At 63.3% G+C, this 23662-nt stretch carries 19 protein-coding genes; 9 read left to right on the top strand and 10 right to left on the bottom strand.

The window, feature by feature from the left end:
- Nucleotides 1-109: 109 nt before the first annotated feature.
- The 8 genes from UCMB321_RS02750 to UCMB321_RS02715 form a co-directional block, all read right to left on the bottom strand.
- Nucleotides 110-1729, bottom strand: coding sequence for an AAA family ATPase (locus UCMB321_RS02750; RefSeq protein ID WP_040063674.1), 1620 nt, complete (start codon nt 1727-1729; stop codon nt 110-112).
- Between the two features lie 10 nt (nt 1730-1739).
- Nucleotides 1740-2840, bottom strand: a complete 1101-nt coding sequence (aroB, locus tag UCMB321_RS02745; RefSeq protein ID WP_040063673.1) for a 3-dehydroquinate synthase — start codon at nt 2838-2840, stop codon at nt 1740-1742.
- A 149-nt stretch (nt 2841-2989) separates the two neighbouring features.
- Complete coding sequence (gene aroK / locus UCMB321_RS02740; protein WP_040063672.1) at nt 2990-3508, bottom strand: shikimate kinase AroK; 519 nt, start codon at nt 3506-3508, stop codon at nt 2990-2992.
- A 4-nt stretch (nt 3509-3512) separates the two neighbouring features.
- Nucleotides 3513-5582, bottom strand: a complete 2070-nt coding sequence (locus tag UCMB321_RS02735) for a type IV pilus secretin PilQ (RefSeq protein ID WP_040063718.1) — start codon at nt 5580-5582, stop codon at nt 3513-3515.
- 11 nt (nt 5583-5593) lie between these two features.
- Nucleotides 5594-6121 carry a pilus assembly protein PilP gene (locus UCMB321_RS02730; RefSeq protein ID WP_040063671.1) on the bottom strand — a complete coding sequence of 176 codons (528 nt, stop codon included), beginning with the start codon at nt 6119-6121 and terminating at the stop codon, nt 5594-5596.
- Nucleotides 6118-6747 carry a type 4a pilus biogenesis protein PilO gene (gene pilO / locus UCMB321_RS02725; protein ID WP_040063670.1) on the bottom strand — a complete coding sequence of 210 codons (630 nt, stop codon included), beginning with the start codon at nt 6745-6747 and terminating at the stop codon, nt 6118-6120. The genes UCMB321_RS02730 and pilO overlap by 4 nt, the downstream gene beginning before the upstream one ends.
- Nucleotides 6744-7310: a PilN domain-containing protein gene (locus tag UCMB321_RS02720; RefSeq protein ID WP_040063668.1), complete on the bottom strand. Its 567-nt coding sequence runs from the start codon at nt 7308-7310 to the stop codon at nt 6744-6746. The genes pilO and UCMB321_RS02720 overlap by 4 nt, the downstream gene beginning before the upstream one ends.
- A 1-nt stretch (nt 7311) precedes the next feature.
- Nucleotides 7312-8376 (bottom strand): pilus assembly protein PilM, encoded by a 1065-nt coding sequence (locus UCMB321_RS02715; protein ID WP_040063666.1) that lies wholly within the window; start codon nt 8374-8376, stop codon nt 7312-7314.
- Nucleotides 8377-8582: 206 nt separating this feature from the next.
- Between UCMB321_RS02715 and UCMB321_RS02710 the strand changes: the two genes are divergently transcribed.
- The gene (locus UCMB321_RS02710; protein ID WP_425338521.1) at nt 8583-11015 is read left to right on the top strand and encodes a penicillin-binding protein 1A; all 2433 of its coding nucleotides are present in this window, start codon (nt 8583-8585) and stop codon (nt 11013-11015) included.
- A 209-nt stretch (nt 11016-11224) separates the two neighbouring features.
- Here the strand turns inward: UCMB321_RS02710 and UCMB321_RS02705 are convergent, their stop codons facing one another.
- A complete protein-coding gene (locus UCMB321_RS02705) occupies nt 11225-12493 on the bottom strand; it encodes a malic enzyme-like NAD(P)-binding protein (protein WP_040063661.1) in 1269 nt (422 codons plus the stop codon).
- A gap of 289 nt (nt 12494-12782) precedes the next feature.
- Nucleotides 12783-13004 (bottom strand): 50S ribosomal protein L31, encoded by a 222-nt coding sequence (gene rpmE / locus UCMB321_RS02700; RefSeq protein WP_040063659.1) that lies wholly within the window; start codon nt 13002-13004, stop codon nt 12783-12785.
- A gap of 186 nt (nt 13005-13190) precedes the next feature.
- Between rpmE and UCMB321_RS02695 the strand changes: the two genes are divergently transcribed.
- From UCMB321_RS02695 to phaZ, 8 genes are all read left to right on the top strand, one after another.
- Nucleotides 13191-15410, top strand: coding sequence for a primosomal protein N' (locus UCMB321_RS02695; RefSeq protein WP_040063658.1), 2220 nt, complete (start codon nt 13191-13193; stop codon nt 15408-15410).
- Nucleotides 15411-15630: 220 nt separating this feature from the next.
- On the top strand, nt 15631-17367 hold the full coding sequence (argS, locus tag UCMB321_RS02690) for an arginine--tRNA ligase (protein WP_040063656.1): 1737 nt from the start codon (nt 15631-15633) through the stop codon (nt 17365-17367).
- 1 nt (nt 17368) lies between these two features.
- Nucleotides 17369-18073: an SPOR domain-containing protein gene (locus UCMB321_RS02685; protein ID WP_040063654.1), complete on the top strand. Its 705-nt coding sequence runs from the start codon at nt 17369-17371 to the stop codon at nt 18071-18073.
- A 140-nt stretch (nt 18074-18213) separates the two neighbouring features.
- Nucleotides 18214-18744, top strand: a complete 531-nt coding sequence (hslV, locus tag UCMB321_RS02680) for an ATP-dependent protease subunit HslV (RefSeq protein WP_040063652.1) — start codon at nt 18214-18216, stop codon at nt 18742-18744.
- Nucleotides 18745-18787: 43 nt separating this feature from the next.
- On the top strand, nt 18788-20125 hold the full coding sequence (gene hslU / locus UCMB321_RS02675) for an ATP-dependent protease ATPase subunit HslU (RefSeq protein WP_040063649.1): 1338 nt from the start codon (nt 18788-18790) through the stop codon (nt 20123-20125).
- A 132-nt stretch (nt 20126-20257) separates the two neighbouring features.
- The gene (locus UCMB321_RS02670) at nt 20258-20638 is read left to right on the top strand and encodes a gamma-butyrobetaine hydroxylase family protein (RefSeq protein ID WP_040063648.1); all 381 of its coding nucleotides are present in this window, start codon (nt 20258-20260) and stop codon (nt 20636-20638) included.
- A gap of 257 nt (nt 20639-20895) precedes the next feature.
- Nucleotides 20896-22575, top strand: coding sequence for a class II poly(R)-hydroxyalkanoic acid synthase (gene phaC, locus UCMB321_RS02665; protein ID WP_040063646.1), 1680 nt, complete (start codon nt 20896-20898; stop codon nt 22573-22575).
- Between the two features lie 202 nt (nt 22576-22777).
- A complete protein-coding gene (phaZ, locus tag UCMB321_RS02660) occupies nt 22778-23635 on the top strand; it encodes a poly(3-hydroxyalkanoate) depolymerase (RefSeq protein ID WP_040063644.1) in 858 nt (285 codons plus the stop codon).
- Nucleotides 23636-23662 lie beyond the last annotated feature (27 nt).

Here is a 23662-nt window from a genome sequence, read left to right as displayed (position 1 = left end):
CAAAACCACTCTAACGCAGACACCACAAGGCACGCGGCTTTGGAAGCAGCATGCCGTTGCGGAAATTTTGAGGTGCCGGGAGGGCGGCCTGGATAAGGCCGCCGATTCTTCAGCGAGTTGTAGCGAGGTCCTGTTGGACGCTGGCGACAGTACGAGGCCAAGGTTTACCAGCCTGAACCTTCGCTGGCAAGGCCTTGATGGCGTTGATGGCGGCATCGCGGTTGGAGAAGCTGCCGTAGGTGATCACGTAGAGCGGCTTGCCGTTGAGCACTTTCTTGAAGTAACGGTACTCGCCGCCCTGCTCCTTGACGAAATTCTGCGCGGTGGTCTCGGAGCTGGTGCCGAGGATCTGCACCACGTAGTTACCCGGCGCCTGGCCGCTGTACCAGCTGTGACCGGTCGCGGTCGCGACGGCCTTGGCCGGTGCCGCCGGTTTCTCAACGGCCTTCTCGACGACCTTCTCCGGCGCCTTGGCGACCGGCTTGGGCACCGGAACCGGAGTCTGGGCCGGTTTGGCAGCGGCCACCGGGGCGGGGGCCGGCTTGGGCACCGGAGTCGGCGTCGGGGTCGGTGTAGGGCCCGCTGGCACGCCGACAGGCGGCGCAATGGTGGTGACGGTCGGTGGCTTGGCCGGACCACCGTCAACCGGCGGCGCAACGTCATCATCGCCTTCGAGACCGCCACTGCCGCCAGCCGCTTCGGCCAACGGACCGCGCATCACCGGCTGCGACTGACCGACCAACGGTAGCGGCATCGGTTGCGAATTACCGGCGAATTCCACCGTCGGGTTACCCGAGGCGTTCGGCTTCGGTGCCTGCCCCAATGGCAATTGCGCCTGCTCGCTGGCGGTTGTGCCGGCAGTCGACGGCGCCTTGTTGCGCCCCGGAATCACCCAGGCCGCGGCGACGGCGACCACTACCACGGCGGACAACGCCAATACCTGCTTCTTAGGCATCTTGAACCCCATACTTGGACGCTTCACCGCGGAGCGGCTGGCGATCATGGCTTCGATCATGGCGTCACGGGCGACCTGGTTGATGTTGCCAGGCCAACCCTCGGCGCCTTCGTGAATCTCAGTGATCTGCTCAGCGGAAAAAAGTTCGATTCCCTGACCTGCGCCATCAAGACGCTGCGCCAGGTATTCACGTGTTTCTTCTTCGGTGTAGGGCTGCAGTTCGATCACGTGGAAGCGTTCTTCCTCCGCGCCATGCTGCTCCAGCGCCGCGATCAGCGACGATTCGCCGAACAGGAACACATGGGGACGACCTTCCGGCGCGCCGGCCGCCAGGGCCAGCAGGGCCTCGATGGCGGAGTCGTCGAGCGACTCGGCATCGTCCACCAGCAGGTAGACCTCCTGGCCGGTCAGCGCCAGTTGCACCACCTGGTTGAGGATCTCGCGGATATCGGCCTGGGCGACATTCAGCGCCTGGGCGATCTGCCGCAGCACACCCGCCGCATCGCCGGCGCCGCGCGCGGAGACCACCACGCTTTGCACCGACTGCTTGTTGGTGCTCGCCACCAGCGCCTGGCGCAGCAGCGTCTTGCCACTGCCCTGCGGGCCGGTGACCACCAGCAGCAACTGGCTGTAACGGGCCAGGTGGTGCAATTGCCCGAGCACCGGCTTGCGCTGGGCGGGGAAGAACTTGAAGCCAGGCACCCGGGGAGCGAAAGGGTCGTGACTTAACTGGTAATGGCCGAGGAAAGCCTCGTCGGCATGCAAACTGGTCATCGGAATCCTATCAACCTTTAAGCTGAGCCAGAGCGCGGTAGTCCGCCCCCAGCGTGGCCTGTAGAACTTCTTTCGGATAATCGTCGGTCACCACGGCTTCGCCCATTCGGCGCAACAGCACCAGGCGCAGGCGACCGTCGATCACTTTCTTGTCAATTGCCATATGTTCGAGAAAATCGGCCTCGGTCATTTCCTCCGGCGGAATGACCGGCAAGCCGGCACGCTGGAACAGACGAATACCGCGATCACGCTCCTGGGCACTGATCCAGCCCAGGCGCGTGGACATTTCCAGCGCCATCACGGTTCCCGCCGCCACGGCTTCGCCGTGCAGCCAGACACCATAGCCCATGTGGGTTTCGATGGCGTGGCCAAAGGTGTGCCCGAGGTTGAGCGTGGCCCGCACGCCGGACTCGCGCTCATCGGCACCGACCACGGCGGCCTTGGCCGCGCAGGAGCGCTCGATGGCGACGGTCAGGGCGCCCTGGTCCAGGGCGCGCAACTGGTCGACATGGGCTTCGAGCCAGGTCAGGAAGGGTTCGTCGCAGATCAGGCCGTACTTGATCACTTCCGCCAGGCCCGCCGACAGCTCACGGGCCGGCAGCGTGTTCAGGGTCGTGGTATCGATCAGCACCACATTGGGCTGGTAGAAGGCGCCGATCATGTTCTTGCCCAGCGGGTGGTTGATCCCGGTCTTGCCGCCCACCGACGAGTCGACCTGGGACAACAGGGTGGTCGGCACCTGGATGAAGTCCACGCCGCGCTGGTAGCAGGCCGCCGCAAAGCCGGCCATGTCGCCGATCACCCCGCCGCCCAGGGCGATCACGGTGGTGCGGCGGTCATGGCGGGCCGTCAGCAGGCCGTCGAAAATCAGTTGCAGGGTCTCCCAGGTCTTGAAGGCCTCGCCGTCGGGCAACACCACCGAGATCACGGAATAGGCCGAAAGGCTGCGGGTCAGGCGCTCGAGGTAGAGCGGAGCGACGGTTGCATTGGAGATAATGGCAACCTGCCGACCGGCAATGTGCGGCGTCAGCAGCCCGGGCTGGTCCAGCAGCCCTTCGCCAATGTGAATCGGGTAGCTACGCTCGCCAAGATCGACCTTAAGTGTCTGCATGTGTCCCCACAGTGAAGATGGACGCGCCCGTCCAGTCTCAGGATTAACGATTGTCGGCGGCGTCTGGTGTGGACGCGGCCCGATGGCTTTGAGCCATGAACGACCCCGAGCATGGCGGTGGTCGAGAATAGCGCATTTCCTCCCACGCTTTAACGGGGAGGCAGCTGCTGCAAGCGTTCAAGGATGTCCAGCACCACCATACGCGGCGGTCGCTCATCGGTTTCTATCACCAGATCGGCGATTTCCCGATACAGCGGATCACGGATCGCCAGCAGGTCACGCAGGGTCTTGGCCGGGTCGGCGGTACGCAGCAACGGCCGGTTGCGATCACGCGCCGTGCGCCCCACCTGCTGCTCCACCGAAGCGTGCAGGTAGACCACCCGGCCACCGGCGTGCAGGGCCTGGCGGTTTTCGTCGCGCATGACCGCGCCGCCGCCGGTGGCCAGCACCACGCCGTCAGACGCGCACAGCTCGGCAATCATCGCCTGTTCGCGGTCGCGAAACCCCGGCTCGCCTTCCTTGTCGAAGATCCACGGGATATTCGCGCCGGTACGCAGTTCAATTTCCTTGTCGGAATCTTTGAAAGGCAGGCGCAGCTCTTTGGCCAGCAAACGGCCTATGGTGCTCTTTCCAGCCCCCATAGGCCCTACAAGAATCAAATTTCGCACAGAATCAACGACTCACAGCAATCGCCTGGTTATTCATGATACGCGGAGTCAGGAATACCAGCAGCTCGGATTTTGCTTCCGAGACAATGTCTCGACGGAAAAGACGGCCAACATACGGCACATCGCCGAGAAATGGCACCTTCTCTTCGGTTTTGCTCTGGGTATTGGAGAACACGCCGCCAATCACCACGGTTTCGCCGTCGTTGACCAGGACCTTGGCGTTGACCTGGTTCTTCTTGATCGGCGGCACGTTGTTCAGCACGTTCTGGTAGTCCGGCTCATCCTTGGTCACCTTCACTTCCATGATGATCCGGTTGTCCGGGGTGATCTGCGGGGTCACTTCCAGGGACAACGAGGCTTCCTTGAAGGCCACCGAGGTCGCGCCGCTGGAACTGGATTCCTGGTACGGAATCTCGGTGCCCTTGAGGATCTTGGCGGTTTCCTTATCGGAAGTGACCACCTTGGGCTGGGAAACCACTTCGCCGTTACCGGTTTTTTCCATGGCACTGAGTTCCAGGTCCAGGGTCGTGTTGTTGGTCACGAAGCCGATGCCGATCCCGGAGGTGGCGGTGGTCGCCCCGAGGTCGACGAACGGCGTGCTGCTGCTCTGGCCGGTCAGCTTGGAGAGGGTCGGCGAGCCACCCGAGGTATTCCAGTTGCCGCCACTGATCTTGCCGCCCCAGCGGGCGCCGAGCTGCTTGTCATAGCCGACGTTGGCTTCGACGATACGCGCCTCGATCATCACCTGGCGTACCGGAATGTCCAGCTGGGCAACGATGCGCCGCAGCTCGTCGAGACGGTCCTGGGTCTGGTAGGCGATGATGTTGTTGGTGCGCTCATCCACGGTGATCGAGCCACGCTCGTCGGCCTTGGACTCGGCGCTGGTCACCGACTGGAACAACTTGGCGATATCCGCCGCTTTCGCGTAGTTGACCTGCAACAGCTCACGGCGCAACGGCGCCAGCTCGGCGATCTGTTTCTGCGACTCCAGCTCCTGGCGCTCGCGGGCGGCGATCTCGTCCGCCGGGGCCACCAGCAGCACGTTGCCGATCTTGCGCTTGTCCAGGCCCTTGGTTTTCAGCACCAGGTCCAGCGCCTGGTCCCAGGGCACGTTCTGCAGGCGCAGGGTGATGCCGCCCTGCACCGTGTCACTGGCCACCAGGTTGAGGTTGGTGAAGTCGGCGATCAGTTGCAGCACCGAACGCACGTCGATGTCCTGAAAGTTCAGCGAGAGCTTTTCGCCGCTGTAGACGAAACGCTCGGTGTTACGCCGCTGCACATCGTCGGCGGTGAGCGGGCGCACGCTGATGGTCAGCTTGTTGTCGGTCTGGTACGTCGAGTAATCGAAGGCACCGCTGGGTTCGATGGAAATGCTCGCCTTGTCGGCGGCGGCACTGGCGTTGACGAACTGCACCGGCGTGGCGAAGTCCTTCACGTCCAGGCGAACCCGCAGTGGATCGGGCAATTGGGTCTTGGCGAAGTCCACGCTGATCTTGCCGCCACGTTCCTGGATATCCGGGCTGATGGACGGATCGGACAGCTCGATGATCACATTGCCCTCACCCTGCTCGCCACGCTGGAAGTCGACATTACGGATCGCCCGGCCCACCGCCGCATAGGGTCTGGGCGCCGTCCGCGCCGGCAGTGCCACCGCCGCCGCGGGCCTTGGCATGCTGGCTGCTGCCGGGGCACCCGTACCCTGCCCCACCACCACGAACAGGTTGCTGCCTTCGATACGCGTACTGTAGGGCGCCGGCTTGGTCAGGTTGATGATCAGCCGTGTGCGGTCCTTGGCCTCGACCACGGTGACGCTGCGCGCATTGCCCACCCCCAGGTCGCGGGTCTTGTTGGCCAACTGGCTGGAGACACCGGCCAGGTCCAGGGCGATACGCGCCGGCTGGTCGGTGGTGTAGCCGTGGGGCGCGCTGGGCGGGCTGTCGAAGCCCAGCTTCAGCTCCACCCGATCCCCGGGCAACGCCGCCACATCCAGGGTTTTCAGGTTGGCCGCCAACACCATCGGCGATACCAGCGCTATCCATAGCGAAATGCCGAGGGAGGAAATGATCCTGTTCATATCGAATTCCACTATGAGTGCTCTTTCAAAGGGATGGTGCGCGGTCGTTCCAGCCAGGCGCCTTCGCCATCCGGAACGATCTCGATCACCTCGACCTGGGAGTCGGTGATGGCCACGATACGGCCATCATTGCGTCCCAGGTAGTCGCCCACTTTCAATCGATGAACACCACCGGCCCCACGCAACAAGGCAAAGGTGCCGCTGGCATTGGATAGCGTGCCGACCATCTCGAACTGCTCGATGTTGAAGCCCTCGAGGAACTGCTTGGTCCGATTCGGATCAGGCTTGACCTCGTGGGAGCCTTTCTGGCGATTGACCAGGTCGATCTTCATCGGCGGCTGGAACGGGCTGCGCAGCGCGGCGGCACTGTAGGTGAACGTCTCGTAGGCGCGAAACTTCGGCGTCGGCTCGATACTCCCCGCCGGACGCGCCCGCACCTCTTTCATGTACGCATCCAGGTCGCTGAAGTCGTTGCCGTTGCCGCAGCCACCCAGCATCAGCGCCAGCAGGGCCATACAGATCGCTTGCAAGCGGCTCATTTCTGCAGCCCCTTGTCGTTGTAGCGATAGGTCTTGGCCAGAATGCTCATGCGCAACTTGTTGCCGCCGGACGCGGACGGGGCAATCGGCTTGATCTCGAAATCATGCAGGGTCACGATCCGTGGCAGGGCGGCCACGCCACTGACAAAGGTGGCCAGGTCGTGATAGGCACCGGTCACGGTGATCTGGATCGGCAACTCGATATAGAACTGCTGCGTGACTTCGGGCAAAAGCTTGATCTCCTCGAACTCCAGCCCGCTGCCCAAGCCTGTGCGCGTGATGTCTTCCAGCAGTCCCGGCACTTCGGTGTCGCTCGGCAACTGCTTGAGCAAGGCGCCGAACGAGTCCTCCATCTCCTGCATCTGTCGGGTATAGGCTTCAAGGTTGGCGGCCAGGTGCGCCTTGGTGGCGAACTGCTCCTTGAGGGTCACTTCCACCCCGCGCTGCTGATCCAGTTGATCGGTCAGGTCCTTGATATAGAAGTTGTACCCCAGGGCCAGGACCAGGATCGCGGTCAGTACGCCACTCGCCACCTTGACCACCACCGGCCAGGAGCCGATGTTCTGCATGTCGAGGTCGGCAAGGTCGATCTTGCGCAGGCTTTCCATCCAGGTGGAAACATTCATTTGGCCGCCCCCTCGGACTTCGGCTGGGTCTGGCGCACGCTCAACTGGAACGTATTGGCCTGGTCCACCGCGCCGGCGGTGGTCGCCTTGACCTCGGTCAACGTGGGGCCGGTGAGCCAATCGGAGGCTTCGAGGTTGCGCATCAGATCCGAAACCCGGTTGTTGGACTCGGCCGCACCGCTGATCGCGATGGTCTTGTCTGTCATCTTCACTGCGGTGAAATACACGCCGTCCGGCAGGGTCCGGACCAGTTGATCGAAGACCCGCCCACTGATGGAGCGGTTGCCCTGCAGGTCCTGGATGATCTTCATGCGCTCGATCAGTTGCTGGCGACGCGCCTTGAGCTCGCTGATCTGCTTGATCCGGCTGTCGAGCTGGGCGATTTCCTTGTTCAGGTAGGCATTGCGAGCGACCTGCCGGTCGACGGCGCCGCTGAAGTAGCGGTCCGTCAGCAAGACCACGCCGACCGCCACCACCAGCACGCCGACCAGGGCCGTCAGGAAACGCTTGCGACGCTCTTCGCGCAGTTGCTCGCGCCAGGGCAGAAGGTTGATGCGCGCCATATCAGTCGAAACTCCTCAAGGCCAGACCGCAGGCGATCATCAGGGCCGGCGCATCACTGGCCAGGGCGCCGGCGTTGACCTTGCTGCTCAAGGCCATGTCGGCGAAGGGGTTGGCCACCAGAGTGGGCGTACCGAGCCGCTGCTGGATCAGGTGATCGAGCCCGGCAATGGACGCCGTGCCGCCGGCGAGCAGGATGTAGTCGACATCGTTGTACTGTCCGGAGGCGAAGAAGAACTGCAGGGAACGGGACACCTGCTGGACCACGGCGTCCTTGAACGGTTGCAGGACCTCGGCGATATAGTCGTCCGGCAGGCCGCCCTGCTTCTTCGCCAGCCCCGCCTCTTCGTTGGACAGGCCGTAGCGCCGCTGGATTTCCTCGGTGAGCTGGCGACCGCCGAACAATTGTTCGCGGGTGTAGATGATCCGGCCGTTATGCAGGACGCTGAGGGTGGTCATGGTGGCGCCGATGTCCACCACCGCCACCGTCAATTTCTCGTAGTCGCTGGCCAACTGCGCGGCGAGCAGGCCGAAGGAGCGCTCCAGGGCGTAGGCCTCGACATCGACCACCTGGGCTTCGAGGCCGGCCAGGGCCAGGGCCGCTTCGCGGACCTCGACGTTTTCTTTCCGACAGGCGGCAAGCAGCACTTCGACACGCTCGGGATTGCGCGCCGAATAACCCTGGATCTCGAAATCGATGGCCACTTCTTCCAGGGGATAGGGAATATACTGATCAGCCTCGATCTTCAGCTGGTTTTCCATTTCGTCATCGGAAAGCCCGGCATCCATCTCGATGGTCTTGGTGATCACCGCGGAACCGGCCACCGCCACCGCCACGCCGCGCACACTGGTCTTGGCCTTTAGCAGCACCCGCGCAAGGGCCTGCCCGACGCCTTCGAGCTCGGCGATGTTCTTTTCGACCACGGCATTGGCCGGCAGCGGTTCCACGGCATAGGACTCGACTCGATAGCGATGGCCGGAACGGCTCAATTCGAGGAGTTTTACCGAGGTGGAACTGATGTCTATCCCCAGGAGCGAATGCGCTTTTTTGCCAAAGAGTCCAAGCACTACCGATTCCCTTTTACTATCCGCGACTTACGGACCCTTTATGATCAAGGGCATTTAATAGCAGTCTTGACATAAGCGCAAATGACGCTCACGCCCAAAAATGCTTATAATGCCCAGCGTTTTTTTCCGAATCGCGGAACCTGCGCTTGCTGCGAATTTAGCCTGACGCCTAACTCATTCTTTTATCTGGAAATCCACAAGCCTTGATTCGTCTGCTGAAGTTTTTCGGGTGGTCTTTCGTCGCCGTGTTCTGCGGGCTGCTGCTCGTCTTGAGCGGCGCATTTCTTTATCTTAGTCCGGGCCTGCCGTCCGTCGAGACTTTGCGCAGCATACAGTTGCAGATTCCGCTCAGGGTCTACACCAGCGATGGCAAGCTGATCGCCGAGTTCGGCGAAATGCGCCGTTCGCCCCTGCGTTTCGCCGACATTCCGCCGAACTTCATCAACGCCTTGCTGAGCGCCGAGGATGACAACTTCGCCAACCACTATGGCGTCGACCCCAGCAGCCTGATGCGCGCCGCGACCCAGCTGGTCAAGAGCGGGCACATCCAGTCAGGCGGCAGCACCATCACCATGCAGGTGGCGAAGAACTTCTTCCTGTCCAGCGAGCGCAGCTTCTCGCGCAAGACCAACGAAATCCTCCTCGCCTTGCAGATCGAGCGCCAGCTGACCAAGGACGAGATCCTCGAGCTGTACGTGAACAAGATCTACCTGGGCAACCGTGCCTATGGTATCGAAGCGGCGTCACAGGTTTATTACGGCAAGTCGATCCGCGACATCACCCTGGCCCAGATGGCCATGATCGCCGGCCTGCCGAAGGCCCCGTCGCGTTTCAACCCGCTGGCCAACCCGGTGCGCGCCAAGGAGCGCCGCGACTGGATCCTGGGCCGCATGTACAAATTGGGCAAGATCGATGAAGCCGCCTACCAGGCCGCCATCGTCGAGCCGATCAACGCCAGCTACCACGTGCCGACGCCGGAAGTGAACGCGCCGTACATCGCCGAAATGGCTCGCGCGGAAATGGTCGGTCGTTATGGCAGCGACGCCTACACCGAAGGCTTCCGCGTCACCACCACCGTGCCGAGCAACCTTCAGGAACTGGCCAACCACGCGGTCGAGGAAGGCCTGATCACCTATGACCAGCGCCACGGCTACCGTGGGCCGGAATCGCGCCTGCCGGGCAAGACCCGCGACGCCTGGATCGCCGAGCTGGGCAAGCAGCGCACCATCAGCGGCCTGGACCCGGCCATCGTCACCCAGGTGGACAAGACCAGCCTGCACGTGCTGACCCGCAACGGTCCGGAAATCGTCGGCTGGGACAGCATGAAATGGGCCCGTCCGTACCTCAACACCAACAGCCTCGGTGCCGCGCCCAAGCAACCGGCCGACGTGGCCCAGGTCGGCGACCTGATCCGCGTACAGCGCCAGGCCGACAACAGCCTGAAGTTCAGCCAGATACCGGCGGCCCAGAGTGCGCTGGTCTCGCTCGACCCGCAAAACGGTGCGATTCGTGCCCTGGTCGGTGGTTTCGCCTTCGAGCAGAGCAACTACAACCGTGCCACGCAGGCCAAGCGCCAACCGGGCTCGAGCTTCAAGCCATTCATCTACAGCGCCGCCCTGGATAACGGCTATACCCCGGCCAGCCTGGTGAACGACGCGCCGATCGTGTTCGTCGACGAATACCTGGACAAGGTCTGGCGGCCGAAAAACGACACCAACACCTTCCTCGGCCCGATCCGCATGCGCGAGGCGCTGTACAAGTCGCGCAACCTGGTTTCGATTCGCCTGCTGCAAAGCCTGGGCGTCGACAAGACCATCGACTACATCGCCAAGTTCGGCTTCAACAAGCAGGACCTGCCGCGCAACCTGTCCCTGGCCCTGGGCACCGCGACCCTCACGCCAATGGAGATTGCCACTGGCTGGAGCACCTTCGCCAACGGCGGCTACAAGATCGCGCCGTACCTGATCGAGAAGATCGAAAGCCGTAATGGCGACACCCTGTTCGTCGCCAACCCACCGAGCGTGCCGACGGGCGCGGCGGCCAGCAGCGGCATCGCGGTACCAAGCCAGCCAGCCTTCACCGTCAACAACACCAGCGAAGCACCTGCGCCGGCGGCCCAGGCACCGGCGGTGGCCGAACAGATCATCGACGGACGGACCACCTTCATCCTCAACAGCATGCTCGAAGACGTGATCAAGCTCGGCACCGGGCGTCGCGCACTGGCACTGGGTCGTGGCGACCTGGCGGGCAAGACCGGTACCACCAACGAATCCAAGGATGCCTGGTTCACTGGCTACAACTCCGACTACATCACCACCGTCTGGACCGGCTTCGACCAACCCGAGAGCCTGGGTCGCCGCGAATTCGGCGGCACGGTGGCGTTGCCAATCTGGATGGACTACATGGGCGCCGCGCTCAAGGGTCGACCGCTCCACACCCAGGCGGAGCCGGAAGGCATCCTCAGCCTGCGAGTGGATCCGGTGAGCGGCCGTGCGGCGACACCGGGCACGCCGAACGCCTACTTCGAACTGTTCAAGAGCGAAGACACGCCGCCGTCGGTCAACGAAATCGGCAATGGCGGCAGCGCCCCGGGCAGCCCGCTGCCGGCGGACGAGGCGGCGCCGATCGACCTGTTCTGATCCGAGAGGGTCATCACGCCCTCTCTGTAGGAGCTGGCTTGCCAGCGATGAGGCCTCCGAGCCATGCACCGCTCATGCGGACGCCATCGCCAGCAAGCCGGCTCCTACAGGAGATCGCGTCCAGCCTCACTGATTTACCCCTCAAACGGCAGCCACAAAAAAGCCCCGACTCATTCGAGCCGGGGCTTTTTGTTTGACGCTACAACGACTTAGCCGTTGAACACGTCATCCACGCTTTTCAGCGGGTAGTGCTTCGGATACGGAAGGGTCGCCACGCCGGTCTCGATCGCGGCCTTGGCCACGGCATCGGAGATCAGGGTGATCAGGCGAGCATCCATTGGCTTCGGAATGATGTACTCACGACCGAATTCCAGCTTGATACCGCCGTAGGCGTCGCACACTTCCTGAGGCACCGGCAGCTTGGCCAGTTCACGCAGGGCATTGGCCGCCGCCACTTTCATCTCTTCGTTGATGCGCTTGGCACGAACGTCCAGGGCGCCACGGAAGATGAACGGGAAGCCGAGGACGTTGTTGACCTGGTTCGGGTAGTCCGAACGACCGGTGGCCATGATCACGTCGCTGCGAGTGGCGTGAGCCAGCTCTGGCGAGATTTCCGGATCCGGGTTCGAGCAGGCGAACACGATCGGGTTGGCCGCCATGGACAGCAGGCCTTCAGCGTCCAGCAGGTTCGGGCCGGACAGGCCGACGAACACGTCAGCGCCCTTCAGCGCGTCAGCCAGGGTGCGCTTGTCGGTCGCGTGGGCGAACACCGCCTTGTACTGGTTCAGGTCGTCACGGCCGGCGTGGATCACGCCAGTACGGTCAACCATGAAGATGTTTTCGATCTTGGCGCCCATGCTCACCAGCAATTTCATGCAGGAGATCGCGGCGGCGCCGGCGCCCAGGCAGACGATCTTGGCTTCCGGCAGGGTCTTGCCGGCGATTTCCAGGGCATTGATCATGCCGGCCGCGGTAACGATCGCGGTACCGTGCTGGTCATCGTGGAACACCGGGATATCGCACTGCTCGATCAGAGCACGTTCGATTTCAAAGCACTCAGGTGCCTTGATGTCTTCCAGGTTGATGCCACCGAAGGTGATGGAGATACGCTTGACGGTGTCGATGAAGGCTTGCGGGCTTTCCGAGTCGACTTCGATGTCGAACACGTCGATACCGGCGAAGCGCTTGAACAGCACGCCCTTGCCTTCCATGACCGGCTTGGACGCCAATGGGCCGAGGTTACCCAGGCCGAGAATCGCGGTGCCATCGGAAATGACTGCAACCAGGTTGCCCTTGCCAGTGTACTTGTAGGCCAGCTCAGGATCGCGGGCGATTTCGCGTACTGGTTCGGCTACGCCAGGGCTGTAGGCCAGCGACAGGTCACGGGCGGTAGCGGTGGCTTTGGTGAGCTCGACGCTCAGCTTCCCCGGACGAGGATTGGCATGATACTCGAGAGCGGCAGTTTTCAAATCTGACATGTGGGCATTCCGCTTTTTACTGTGGGACAGACGGACCGCCGAGGATACTCGTGTCGCCAAGTCCTCACAAGACTGACCAGTCACTGGTGTCAAGCACCTGTCCCTACTACTTTGGCCCAAGAGCCAGGAAATACAAGGGCCAAGACTGTGCACAATCGAGCAGAAAAATGTCTACAATTTTTTATACAGAGGCCGCCGACACAAACGGCGCCCACAAAAAAGGCGTCCACGCGGGACGCCTTTTTCATCGACCGGGAAAAACCAGCGGCTTTTCCCGGAGCGATCAGCCTCAGGCCTTTTTGACAGCGCCGAACATGCCGAAACGGTCGGCGAACTTCTGAACGCGGCCGCCGGTGTCCAGGGTCTTCTGCTTACCGGTGTAGAACGGGTGGCATTCGTTGCACACGTCGATCGGCAGTGCCTTGGCGTGGGTCGAACGGGTCACGAACTTGTTACCGCAGCTGCAGGTAACGTCGATGTCTACGTATACTGGATGGATATCGGCTTTCATGGGGACTTCCTCAGGCTGGCGTGCCGCCGCTCAACACGATTGTTGAACACCGCACGTAATTTAGCCGGCGATCATACCAGACCTTTGCCATGACGCAAGCGGCCATGAGGCCCTCCGTCGGGAAGACACTGCCCGGGCGGTCTGCTAGGCTCGCGCCCTCCATGAAGCCCTCCCTGAGAAAACCGCGTGCCCGACGCCATCCTGCGCCTTGCCCTGCCCTCGCCACTGCGTCGTCTGTTCGATTATCGGGCGCCGGAGGGCGTGCCGCGTAGCGCGCTGCAACCCGGCATGCGCCTGCGGGTACCGTTCGGCCGCCGGGAGATGATCGGCATCCTGGTGGAGGTCGCCGCGCACAGTGAAGTCCCGGCGGACAAGCTCAGGCGCGCCACGGCCCTGCTCGACGCCACCACCCCGCTGCCGCCAGCATTGTTCAAGCTGTGCCTGTGGACGGCCCAGTATTATCAGCACAGCCTCGGCGACACCCTGAACTGGGCGCTGCCGGTGCTGCTGCGTCAGGGCGAGCCGGCCGAGGTGCGCCAGGAACGCTTCTGGTCGATCGCCCCCGGCGCCCGCCTCGACGATCCGCGCATCGCCCGCGCCCCGCGCCAGCGCGAAGCCCTGGCGACCCTGGCGCAGCATCCCCACGGCGTGGCCCATCAACTGCTGAGCAAACTGATGCTGAGCAAGGACAGCCTCGACCTGTTGCTGGCCAAGGACCTGGTGCAAGTGGAGGTTCGCCGCCACGCCCCCGGCGAGCGCCACGAACACTGGCTGGCGCAACCGGAGCTGCCGCTCAACAGTGAACAACGCGCCGCCTGCGCCGCCATCCGCGCCGGGCTCGACAGTTTTCACGCGTTCCTGCTGGCCGGCGTCACCGGCAGCGGCAAGACCGAAGTCTACCTGCAACTGATCCGCGAGACCCTGGAAGCCGGCAGGCAGGCGCTGGTGCTGATCCCCGAAATCAACCTGGGTCCGCAGACCCTGGCGCGCTTCGAACAGCGCTTCAATGCGCGCATCGCCCTGCTGCACTCGGCGGTGAACGACCGCGAGCGCCTGGACGCCTGGCTCGCCGCGCGCGACGGTGAGGCCGACATCATTATCGGCACACGTTCGGCGCTGTTCACCCCGATGAAAAATCCCGGGCTGATCATCATCGACGAAGAACACGACGGCTCCTATAAGCAGCAGGAAGGCTTGCGCTATCACGCCCGCGACCTGGCGCTGGTGCGGGCCCGCCAGGAAAACATCCCGATCGTGCTGGGCTCGGCCACGCCGTCCCTGGAAAGCCTGCACAACGCCTACACCGGGCGCTATGGCCTGTTGCGCCTGAACGAGCGAGCCGGCGGTGCCAAGCAACCGCGCTTCCTGCGCCTGGACGTGAAAAGCCGCCCGCTGGACAGCGGTATTTCCGGCCCGATGCAGCAGGCCATCGGCCAGACCCTCGCCGCCGGCCAACAAGTGCTGGTGTTCCTCAACCGTCGCGGCTTTGCGCCGACGCTGCTGTGCCACGACTGCGGCTGGATGTCCGAATGCTCACGCTGCGATGCGCGCATGACCGTGCACCAGCGCTTCGGCGAGCTGCGCTGCCATCACTGCGGCTATGTCGAACGGGTGCCGCGCAATTGCCCGCAGTGCGGCAAGGTCGACCTGCGACCGGTAGGCGCCGGGACCGAACGCGCCGAAGAACGCCTGGGCATCCTGTTTCCCGACTACCCGGTACTGCGGGTCGACCGCGACAGCACCTCGCGCAAGGACGCGATGAACCAGTTGTTCGCCACGATCCAGAAAGGCCAGCCGTGCATCCTGGTGGGCACGCAGATGCTTGCCAAAGGCCATCACTTTCCCCGGGTAACCCTGGTGTCTATCCTCGACGCCGACGGCGGCCTGTTCTCCGGCGACTTCCGCGCCAGTGAGCGCATGGCCCAGCTGATCGTCCAGGTGGCGGGCCGGGCCGGGCGGGCGGAAGAGCCGGGCAAGGTGATTATCCAGACGCACCTGGCGGACCATCCGCTGTTGGTCCAGCTGACCGAGCAGGGCTATTTCGCCTTTGCCGAGCAGGCCTTGAGCGAGCGCCGGGGGGCCGGACTGCCGCCCTTCGCGCACCTGGCACTGCTGCGGGCCGAAGCCCACAAGCCAGGGCAGGCCGAGGGATTTCTCGACGAAGCCTGCAGCGAGGCCGAGCGTTTGCTCGCCGAGATGGGCCTGGGCGGCCTTGAGCTGCTGGGGCCGGTACCGGCGCCCATGGAGCGCCGGGCCGGACGTTACCGGGCGCAGTTGTTGTTGCAGGCCAATGGCCGGGCCTCACTGCACCGACTGTTGAGTAGTTGGTTGCTGGTACTGGAACAGATGCCCAGCGGGCGCCAGGTGCGCTGGTCGCTGGATGTCGATCCGGTGGATTTGTATTGACCCAACGGACGTCATCGCCGGCAAGCCGGCTCCCACAGGGGACCGTATGTTATCCACAATCATTGTAGGAGCCGGCTTGCCGGCGATAGCGATCTGAAGGGCACCACGACACAGCGGCCTGTCGACTGAGGTTGGCAAGCTCGCCCCGGCAACGGATAATGCCCAGTTTTTCCACCTGCGCCTCGAAGCGCCGCCGCGCTTGCGGTCGAAAGAGAAGACCATGAAAGACACCATTCGCCAGCTGATCCAACAAGCCATCACCCAACTCGTCACCGAAGGTGTGTTGCCTGAAGGGCTGTCGCCGGCGATCCAGGTGGAAAACACCCGGGACAAGACCCACGGCGACTTCGCCAGCAACATCGCGATGACGCTGGCGAAGCCGGCCGGCCTCAAACCCCGCGACCTGGCGGAAAAGATCATCGCCGCGCTGCCCGTCGTCGATAGCGTCAGCAAGGCCGAGATCGCCGGCCCCGGCTTCATCAACTTCTTCCAGAACACCCAGGCCCTGGCCGCGCGCCTCGACGCCGCCCTGGCCGACGCCCGGGTCGGCGTGCGCAAGGCCGGCGTTGCGGAGCGCGTGGTGGTCGACCTGTCGGCCCCCAACCTGGCCAAGGAAATGCACGTCGGCCACCTGCGCTCGACCATCATCGGCGACGGCGTGGCGCGTGTCCTGGAGTTCCTCGGCGATACCGTGATCCGCCAGAACCACGTCGGCGACTGGGGCACCCAGTTCGGCATGCTGATGGCCTACCTGCAGGAAAACCCGATTGCCAGCGACGAGCTCTCGGACCTGGAAAACTTCTACCGCGCGGCGAAGAAACACTTCGACGAATCGCCGGAGTTCGCCGACCGCGCCCGCGGCCTGGTGGTCAAGCTGCAAGCCGGCGATCCGGACTGCCTGGCGCTGTGGACCCGCTTCAAGGACATCTCGCTGTCCCACTGCCAGAAAATCTACGAGCTGCTGAACGTCAAGCTGAGCATGGCCGACGTCATGGGCGAAAGCGCCTACAACGACGACCTGATCAACGTCGTCAACGACCTGCGGGCCAAGGGCATGCTGGTGGAGAGCAACGGCGCCCAGTGCGTGTTCCTCGACGAGTTCAAGAACGCCGAAGGCGAACCGCTGCCGGTAATCATCGTCAAGGCCGACGGCGGCTACCTGTACGCCACCACCGACCTCGCCGCCGTGCGCTACCGCAGTGGCCAGCTCAAGGCCGATCGCGCCCTGTACTTCGTCGACCAGCGCCAGGCCCTGCACTTCCAGCAGGTATTCGCGGTCGCCCGCAAGGCCGGCTTCGTGACCCATCCGATGGAAATGGAGCACATGGGCTTCGGCACCATGAACGGCGCCGACGGCCGTCCGTTCAAGACCCGCGACGGCGGCACCGTGAAGCTGATCGACCTGCTGACCGAAGCCCAGGAGCGCGCCTATGCCCTGGTCAAGGAAAAGAACCCGGCGCTCGCCGAGGAAGAACTGCGCAACATCGCCCGCGTGGTGGGCATCGGCGCGGTCAAGTACGCCGACCTGTCCAAGCACCGCACCAGCGACTACAGCTTCAACTTCGAGCTGATGCTCAACTTCGAAGGCAACACCGCGCCCTACCTGCTGTATGCCTACACCCGCGTGGCCGGTGTGTTCCGTAAACTGGGCACGGACTTCACCCAGGTCGACGGGCAGATCAGCCTGGACGCCCCCCACGAGCAGGAACTGGCCGCCAAGCTGGCGCAGTTCGGCGAAGTGCTGGGCAGCGTTGCCGAGAAAGGCACGCCGCATGTGCTGTGCACCTACCTGTACGATGTCGCCGGCCTGTTCTCCAGCTTCTACGAGAACTGCCCGATCCTGGCTGCCGACACCGCCGAACAGAAACAGAGCCGCCTGCGCCTCGCCGCACTGACCGGCCGCACCCTCAAGCAAGGCCTGGAACTGCTGGGTCTGGAAACCCTGGAGCGTATGTAAGTTGGCTGCCAAGAAAACCCCCGCACCCAAACGTGGCGCCAGCCGTTACCAAGCTCCTGCAAAAAAACCGATCCCGGGTTGGTTGTGGCTGGCGATCGGCCTCGGCGTGGGCGCGTTCATCGTCTTCCTGATGAAGCTGGAACCGGGCAAGGGCGATGACGTCAAACGGGTCAAGCAGGAACAGGTGAAGGCGAGCAAGATCGCCGAAGCCAACAAGACGCCGCCGAGTCCGACCCAGCCGGTGAAGCCCAAGTACGACTTTTATACCCTGCTGCCGGAATCGGAAGTCATCGTGCCGCCGGAAGCCGTGCCGGAGAAAACCCTGCCGACGCCGCAGACCGTGCCGACGCCGACCACGCCGGTCACCCCGGCCGAAGCGGCGAAGATCGACACCGCCCGGGCCCAAGCCGCCCTGGCCGGCATCACCCCGCCGCCACCGCCGCCAGTGGCCAAGCCGGCGGCGGTGATACAGTTCTTCCTGCAAGCCGGCTCGTTCCGCAAGGAAGCCGATGCGGACAAGGTACGGGCGCAAATCATCCTGCTCGGGCAGTCGGTGTCGGTGGAATCCGGGACTGTGAAGGACGAAACCTGGTATCGGGTATTGGTCGGACCGTTCAGCAACCGCGAACAACTGACCAAGGCGCAGAAACAACTGGCCGGCAGCGGCTTCAACAACCTGTTGCTGCAACAGCGCCAGAGCCGCTGAAAAGGGTAGTGAGCGGGCTTGCCCGCTCACCCTTTCCTACGCCGCTCATCCTCTACTCCCGCCCACGGTTGAAAAACCCACCACCACCCCCATATGAGTTTCCATCAGGCATTTTCGCCCCGCTGCGTGGAGATTCTCCCTTGACCACCATCGTTTCAGTTCGTCGCCACGGCAAAGTCGTCATGGGTGGCGACGGCCAGGTTTCCCTCGGCAACACCGTCATGAAGGGCAACGCGAAAAAAGTCCGGCGCCTCTATCACGGTGAGGTCATCGCCGGTTTCGCCGGTGCCACCGCTGACGCCTTCACCCTGTTCGAGCGCTTCGAAGGCCAGCTGGAAAAACACCAGGGTCATCTGGTCCGCGCCGCTGTCGAACTGGCCAAGGAATGGCGGACCGACCGCTCCCTGAGTCGCCTGGAAGCCATGCTGGCGGTCGCCAACAAGGATGCTTCGCTGATCATTACCGGCAACGGCGACGTCGTCGAGCCGGAAGACGGCCTGATCGCCATGGGCTCCGGTGGCGGCTACGCCCAGGCCGCGGCCAGCGCGCTGCTGAAGAAAACCGATCTGTCGGCCCGGGAAATCGTCGAAACCGCCCTGGGTATCGCCGCCGACATCTGCGTCTTCACCAATCACAACGCCACCATCGAGGAGCAGGACCTCGCGGAATAACCAGCCCGTCCGGCTGCCGTTCCCGCTTGAGGACCCACATATTATGCCCATGACCCCCCGCGAAATCGTCCACGAACTCAATCGCCATATCATTGGCCAGGACGATGCCAAGCGCGCCGTCGCCATTGCCCTGCGCAACCGCTGGCGGCGGATGCAGCTCCCCGAGGAACTGCGCGTCGAAGTGACCCCCAAGAACATCCTGATGATCGGCCCGACCGGCGTCGGCAAGACCGAAATCGCCCGGCGTCTGGCCAAGCTGGCCAACGCGCCGTTCATCAAGGTCGAAGCGACCAAGTTCACCGAAGTCGGCTATGTCGGCCGCGACGTCGAATCGATCATTCGTGACCTGGCGGACGCCGCCATCAAGCTGCTGCGCGAGCAGGAGATGACCAGGGTCCGCCATCGCGCCGAAGACGCCGCCGAGGACCGCATCCTCGACGCCCTGCTGCCGCCGGCACGCATGGGCTTCAACGAGGACTCCGCCCCGGCCCAGGACTCCAACACCCGTCAACTGTTCCGCAAGCGCCTGCGCGAAGGCCAGTTGGACGACAAGGAGATCGAAATCGAGGTGGCCGAGTCGTTCGGCGTCGAGATCGCCACGCCGCCGGGCATGGAGGAAATGACCAACCAGTTGCAGAACCTGTTCGCCAACATGGGCAAGGGCAAGCGCAAGAGCCGCAAGCTCAAGGTCAAGGAGGCGCTCAAGCTGGTGCGCGACGAGGAAGCCGGACGCCTGGTCAACGATGACGAGTTGAAGGCCAAGGCCCTGGAAGCCGTCGAGCAGAACGGCATCGTGTTCATCGACGAAATCGACAAGGTCGCCAAGCGCGGCAACGTCGGCGGCGCCGATGTGTCCCGTGAAGGCGTGCAGCGCGACCTGCTGCCGCTGATCGAAGGCTGCACGGTGAACACCAAGCTGGGCATGGTCAAGACCGACCACATCCTGTTCATTGCCTCCGGCGCGTTCCACATGAGCAAGCCGAGCGACCTGGTGCCCGAACTGCAAGGCCGCCTGCCGATCCGTGTCGAACTCAAGGCCCTGAGCCCGGAAGACTTCGAGCGCATCCTCAGCGAACCGCACGCCTCGCTGACCGAGCAGTACCGCGAACTGCTGAAAACCGAAGGCCTGACCATCGAGTTCCAGCCGGACGGCATCAAGCGCCTGGCGGAGATCGCCTGGCAGGTCAACGAGAAGACCGAGAACATCGGTGCCCGCCGCCTGCACACGCTGCTTGAGCGCCTGCTGGAAGAAGTCTCGTTCAGCGCCGGCGACCTGGCCAGCACCCACAGCGAAGAGCCGATCCGCATCGACGCCGACTACGTCAACAGCCACCTGGGCGAATTGGCGCAGAACGAAGACCTGTCGCGGTATATCCTGTAATCCTCGACCTGTAGGAGCCGGCTTGCTGGCGATAGCGGTGTATCAGGCGACAACGATGTCGACTACCAGACCGCTATCGCCAGCAAGCCGGCTCCCACAGGAGGCTCTTACATCGACAGGTCAGCGTTAACCATGACTACCAGACTGCCCACCGCCATCAACCTGCACAAAGCCTCGAAAACCCTGACCCTCAAGTACGGTCCGGACGAGGAATACCACCTGAGTGCCGAATTCCTGCGGGTGCACTCGCCCTCCGCCGAGGTCCAGGGCCACGGCAAACCCATCCTGCAATTCGGCAAGCTCAACGTGGCTTTGAGCAAGCTCGAACCCGCCGGCCAGTACGCACTGAAATTGACCTTCGACGACGGTCATGACAGCGGATTGTTCACCTGGGAATACCTCTACGAGTTGGCGCGCCGCCAGGATGAGCTGTGGGCCGACTATCTTGTCGCACTCCAGGCGGCCGGAAAATCCCGCGACCCGTCCGAGTCCGTCGTCAAGCTGATGCTCTAGCCCGGACCTCTGGTCGTTTTGGGGGGCATTTTCTAATCACATCTGATTCAATCCCCCACGGCGTGGCTAACGACTGGCGCGCTTGCGAAATAAATAAAACTCGGGTAACCAATGGGGCTGGCAAGTTCCGTGCATTTAACGATGCGCAATCAACGGTCACCCGAGCAGTAGTGCCTGGTATCAGAAGCAAGTGGCATTCGCTGTGCCATTTGCACAGCTGTACCCGGTACTCGTCTCAGGACAATGGAGCGTCGTAGATGAGTAACAAGAACAACGATGACCTGCAAAGACAAGCCTCGGAAAACACCCTGGGCCTGAACCCCGTCGTCGGCTTGCGTAGAAAGGATCTTCTTACTTCTGCACGAATGGTACTGACCCAAGCCATCAAACAACCCATCCACAGCGTCAAGCACGTCGCCCATTTCGGCGTCGAGCTCAAGAACGTGCTGCTGGGCAAGTCCGGCCTGCAACCGGAAAGTGACGACCGTCGCTTCTGCGACCCGGCCTGGAGCCAGAACCCGCTGTACCGGCGCTACCTGCAAATCTACCTGGCCTGGCGCAAGGAACTGCACGCCTGGATCGACGAGAGCGCGCTGTCGCCCCAGGACATCAGCCGTGGCCATTTCGTCATCAACCTGATGACCGAGGCCATGGCCCCGACCAACACGGCCGCCAACCCGGCGGCAGTCAAGCGCTTCTTCGAGACCGGCGGCAAGAGCCTGCTCGACGGCCTCTCGAACCTGGCCAAGGACCTGGTGCACAACGGCGGCATGCCCAGCCAGGTGAACATGAGCGCCTTCGAGGTCGGCAAGAACCTCGGCACCAGCGAAGGCGCGGTGGTGTTTCGCAACGACGTGCTGGAGCTGATCCAGTACAGCCCCATCACCGAGCAGGTGCATGAGCGTCCGCTGCTGGTGGTGCCGCCGCAGATCAACAAGTTCTACGTGTTCGACCTGAGTCCGGACAAGAGCCTGGCGCGCTTCTGCCTGCGCAGCCACGTGCAGACCTTTATCGTCAGCTGGCGAAACCCGACCAAGGCGCAGCGCGAGTGGGGCCTGTCGACCTATATCGACGCCCTGAAGGAAGCCGTCGACGTGGTGACCGCCATCACCGGCAGCAAGGACGTGAACATGCTCGGTGCCTGCTCAGGCGGCATCACCTGCACCGCCCTGCTCGGCCACTACGCCGCCCTCGGCGAGAAGAAGGTCAACGCCCTGACCCTGCTGGTCAGCGTGCTCGACACCACCCTCGACACCCAGGTGGCGCTGTTCGTCGACGAAGAGACCCTCGAAGCCGCCAAGCGCCACTCCTACCAGGCCGGCGTGCTGGAAGGCAGCGACATGGCCAAGGTCTTCGCCTGGATGCGACCCAACGACCTGATCTGGAACTACTGGGTCAACAACTACCTGCTGGGCAACGAGCCGCCGGTGTTCGACATCCTGTTCTGGAACAACGACACCACGCGCCTGCCGGCCGCCTTCCACGGCGACCTGATCGAGATGTTCAAGAACAACCCACTGGTACGCGCCGATGCCCTGGAAGTGTGCGGCACGCCCATCGACCTGAAGAAGGTCGATGCCGACATCTTCTCCCTGGCCGGCACCAACGATCACATCACGCCCTGGAAGTCCTGCTACAAGTCGGCGCAACTGTTCGGCGGCAAGGTCGAGTTCGTGCTCTCCAGCAGCGGCCATATCCAGAGCATCCTGAACCCGCCGGGCAACCCGAAATCGCGCTACATGACCAGCACCGAGATGCCGGCCAAGGCCGACGACTGGCAGGAGAACTCCACCAAGCACACCGACTCGTGGTGGCTGCACTGGCAGGCATGGCAGGCCGAGCGCTCGGGCAAACTGAAGAAATCACCGACCAGCCTGGGCAGCAAGGCCTACCCGGCGGGCGAGGCAGCGCCGGGCACCTACGTGCACGAGCGGTAGGGATTCAAAAACACCGCGCTACCTATAGGAGCCGCTTGCCGGCGATGAGGCCCTTGAGCCTTGCGGTGTCCATTCGGACGCCATCGCCGGCAAGCCGGCTCCCACAAGGGCCGCGCCCAGCTTCAACATCAGGACACACACCCTGAACCAACAGGGACCACGTTAGATCAGGAAAACCGGTTTTAACCACAGGGCTTCGAGCATGCCGCAACCGTTCATCTTCCGAACCATCGATCTGGATGGCCAGACCATCCGCACCGCGGTTCGCCCCGGCAAGCCTCATCTGACGCCCTTGCTGATCTTCAACGGCATCGGCGCCAACCTGGAGCTGGTGTTTCCGTTCGTCCAGGCCCTGGACCCGGACCTGGAAGTCATCGCCTTCGACGTTCCCGGCGTCGGCGGCTCGTCGACCCCCAACCGGCCGTATCGCTTTCCCTGCCTGGCCAAACTCACCACGCGCATGCTCGATTACCTGGATTACGGCCAGGTCAATGTGGTGGGGGTGTCCTGGGGCGGCGCCCTGGCGCAACAGTTCGCCCATGACTACCCGGAGCGCTGCAAGAAGCTGATCCTCGCCGCCACCGCCGCCGGCATGGTGATGGTCCCGGGCAAGCCCAAGGTGTTGTGGAACATGGCCAGTCCGCGGCGCTACCTCCAACCGTCCCACGTCATCCGCATTGCGCCGACCATCTACGGCGGCGCCTTTCGCCGCGATCCGCACCTGGCCGCCGAGCATGCCGCCAAGGTCCGCTCCGCCGGCAAGCTGGGCTACTACTGGCAACTGTTCGCGGGCCTGGGCTGGACCAGCATCCACTGGCTGCACAAGATCAACCAGCCGACCCTGGTGCTGGCCGGCGACGACGATCCGCTGATTCCGCTGATCAATATGCGCCTGCTGGCTTGGCGAATTCCCAATGCCCAGCTACACATAATCGACGATGGCCATTTATTCCTGATCACCCGGGCCGAGGCCGTCGCACCGATCATCATGAAGTTCCTCGAGGAAGAACGTCTGCGGGCGGTGATGCACCCGCACCCGACACCTTTCAAGAGTACCTAGCAGTCTTTTTCCTGGCAGTAGGCGTGC

This window comes from Pseudomonas batumici (assembly GCF_000820515.1).
Lineage (GTDB): Bacteria > Pseudomonadota > Gammaproteobacteria > Pseudomonadales > Pseudomonadaceae > Aquipseudomonas > Aquipseudomonas batumici.
The sequence above is the reverse complement of the archived record's forward strand: the minus strand, read 5'-3'. Positions and strand labels throughout refer to the sequence as shown.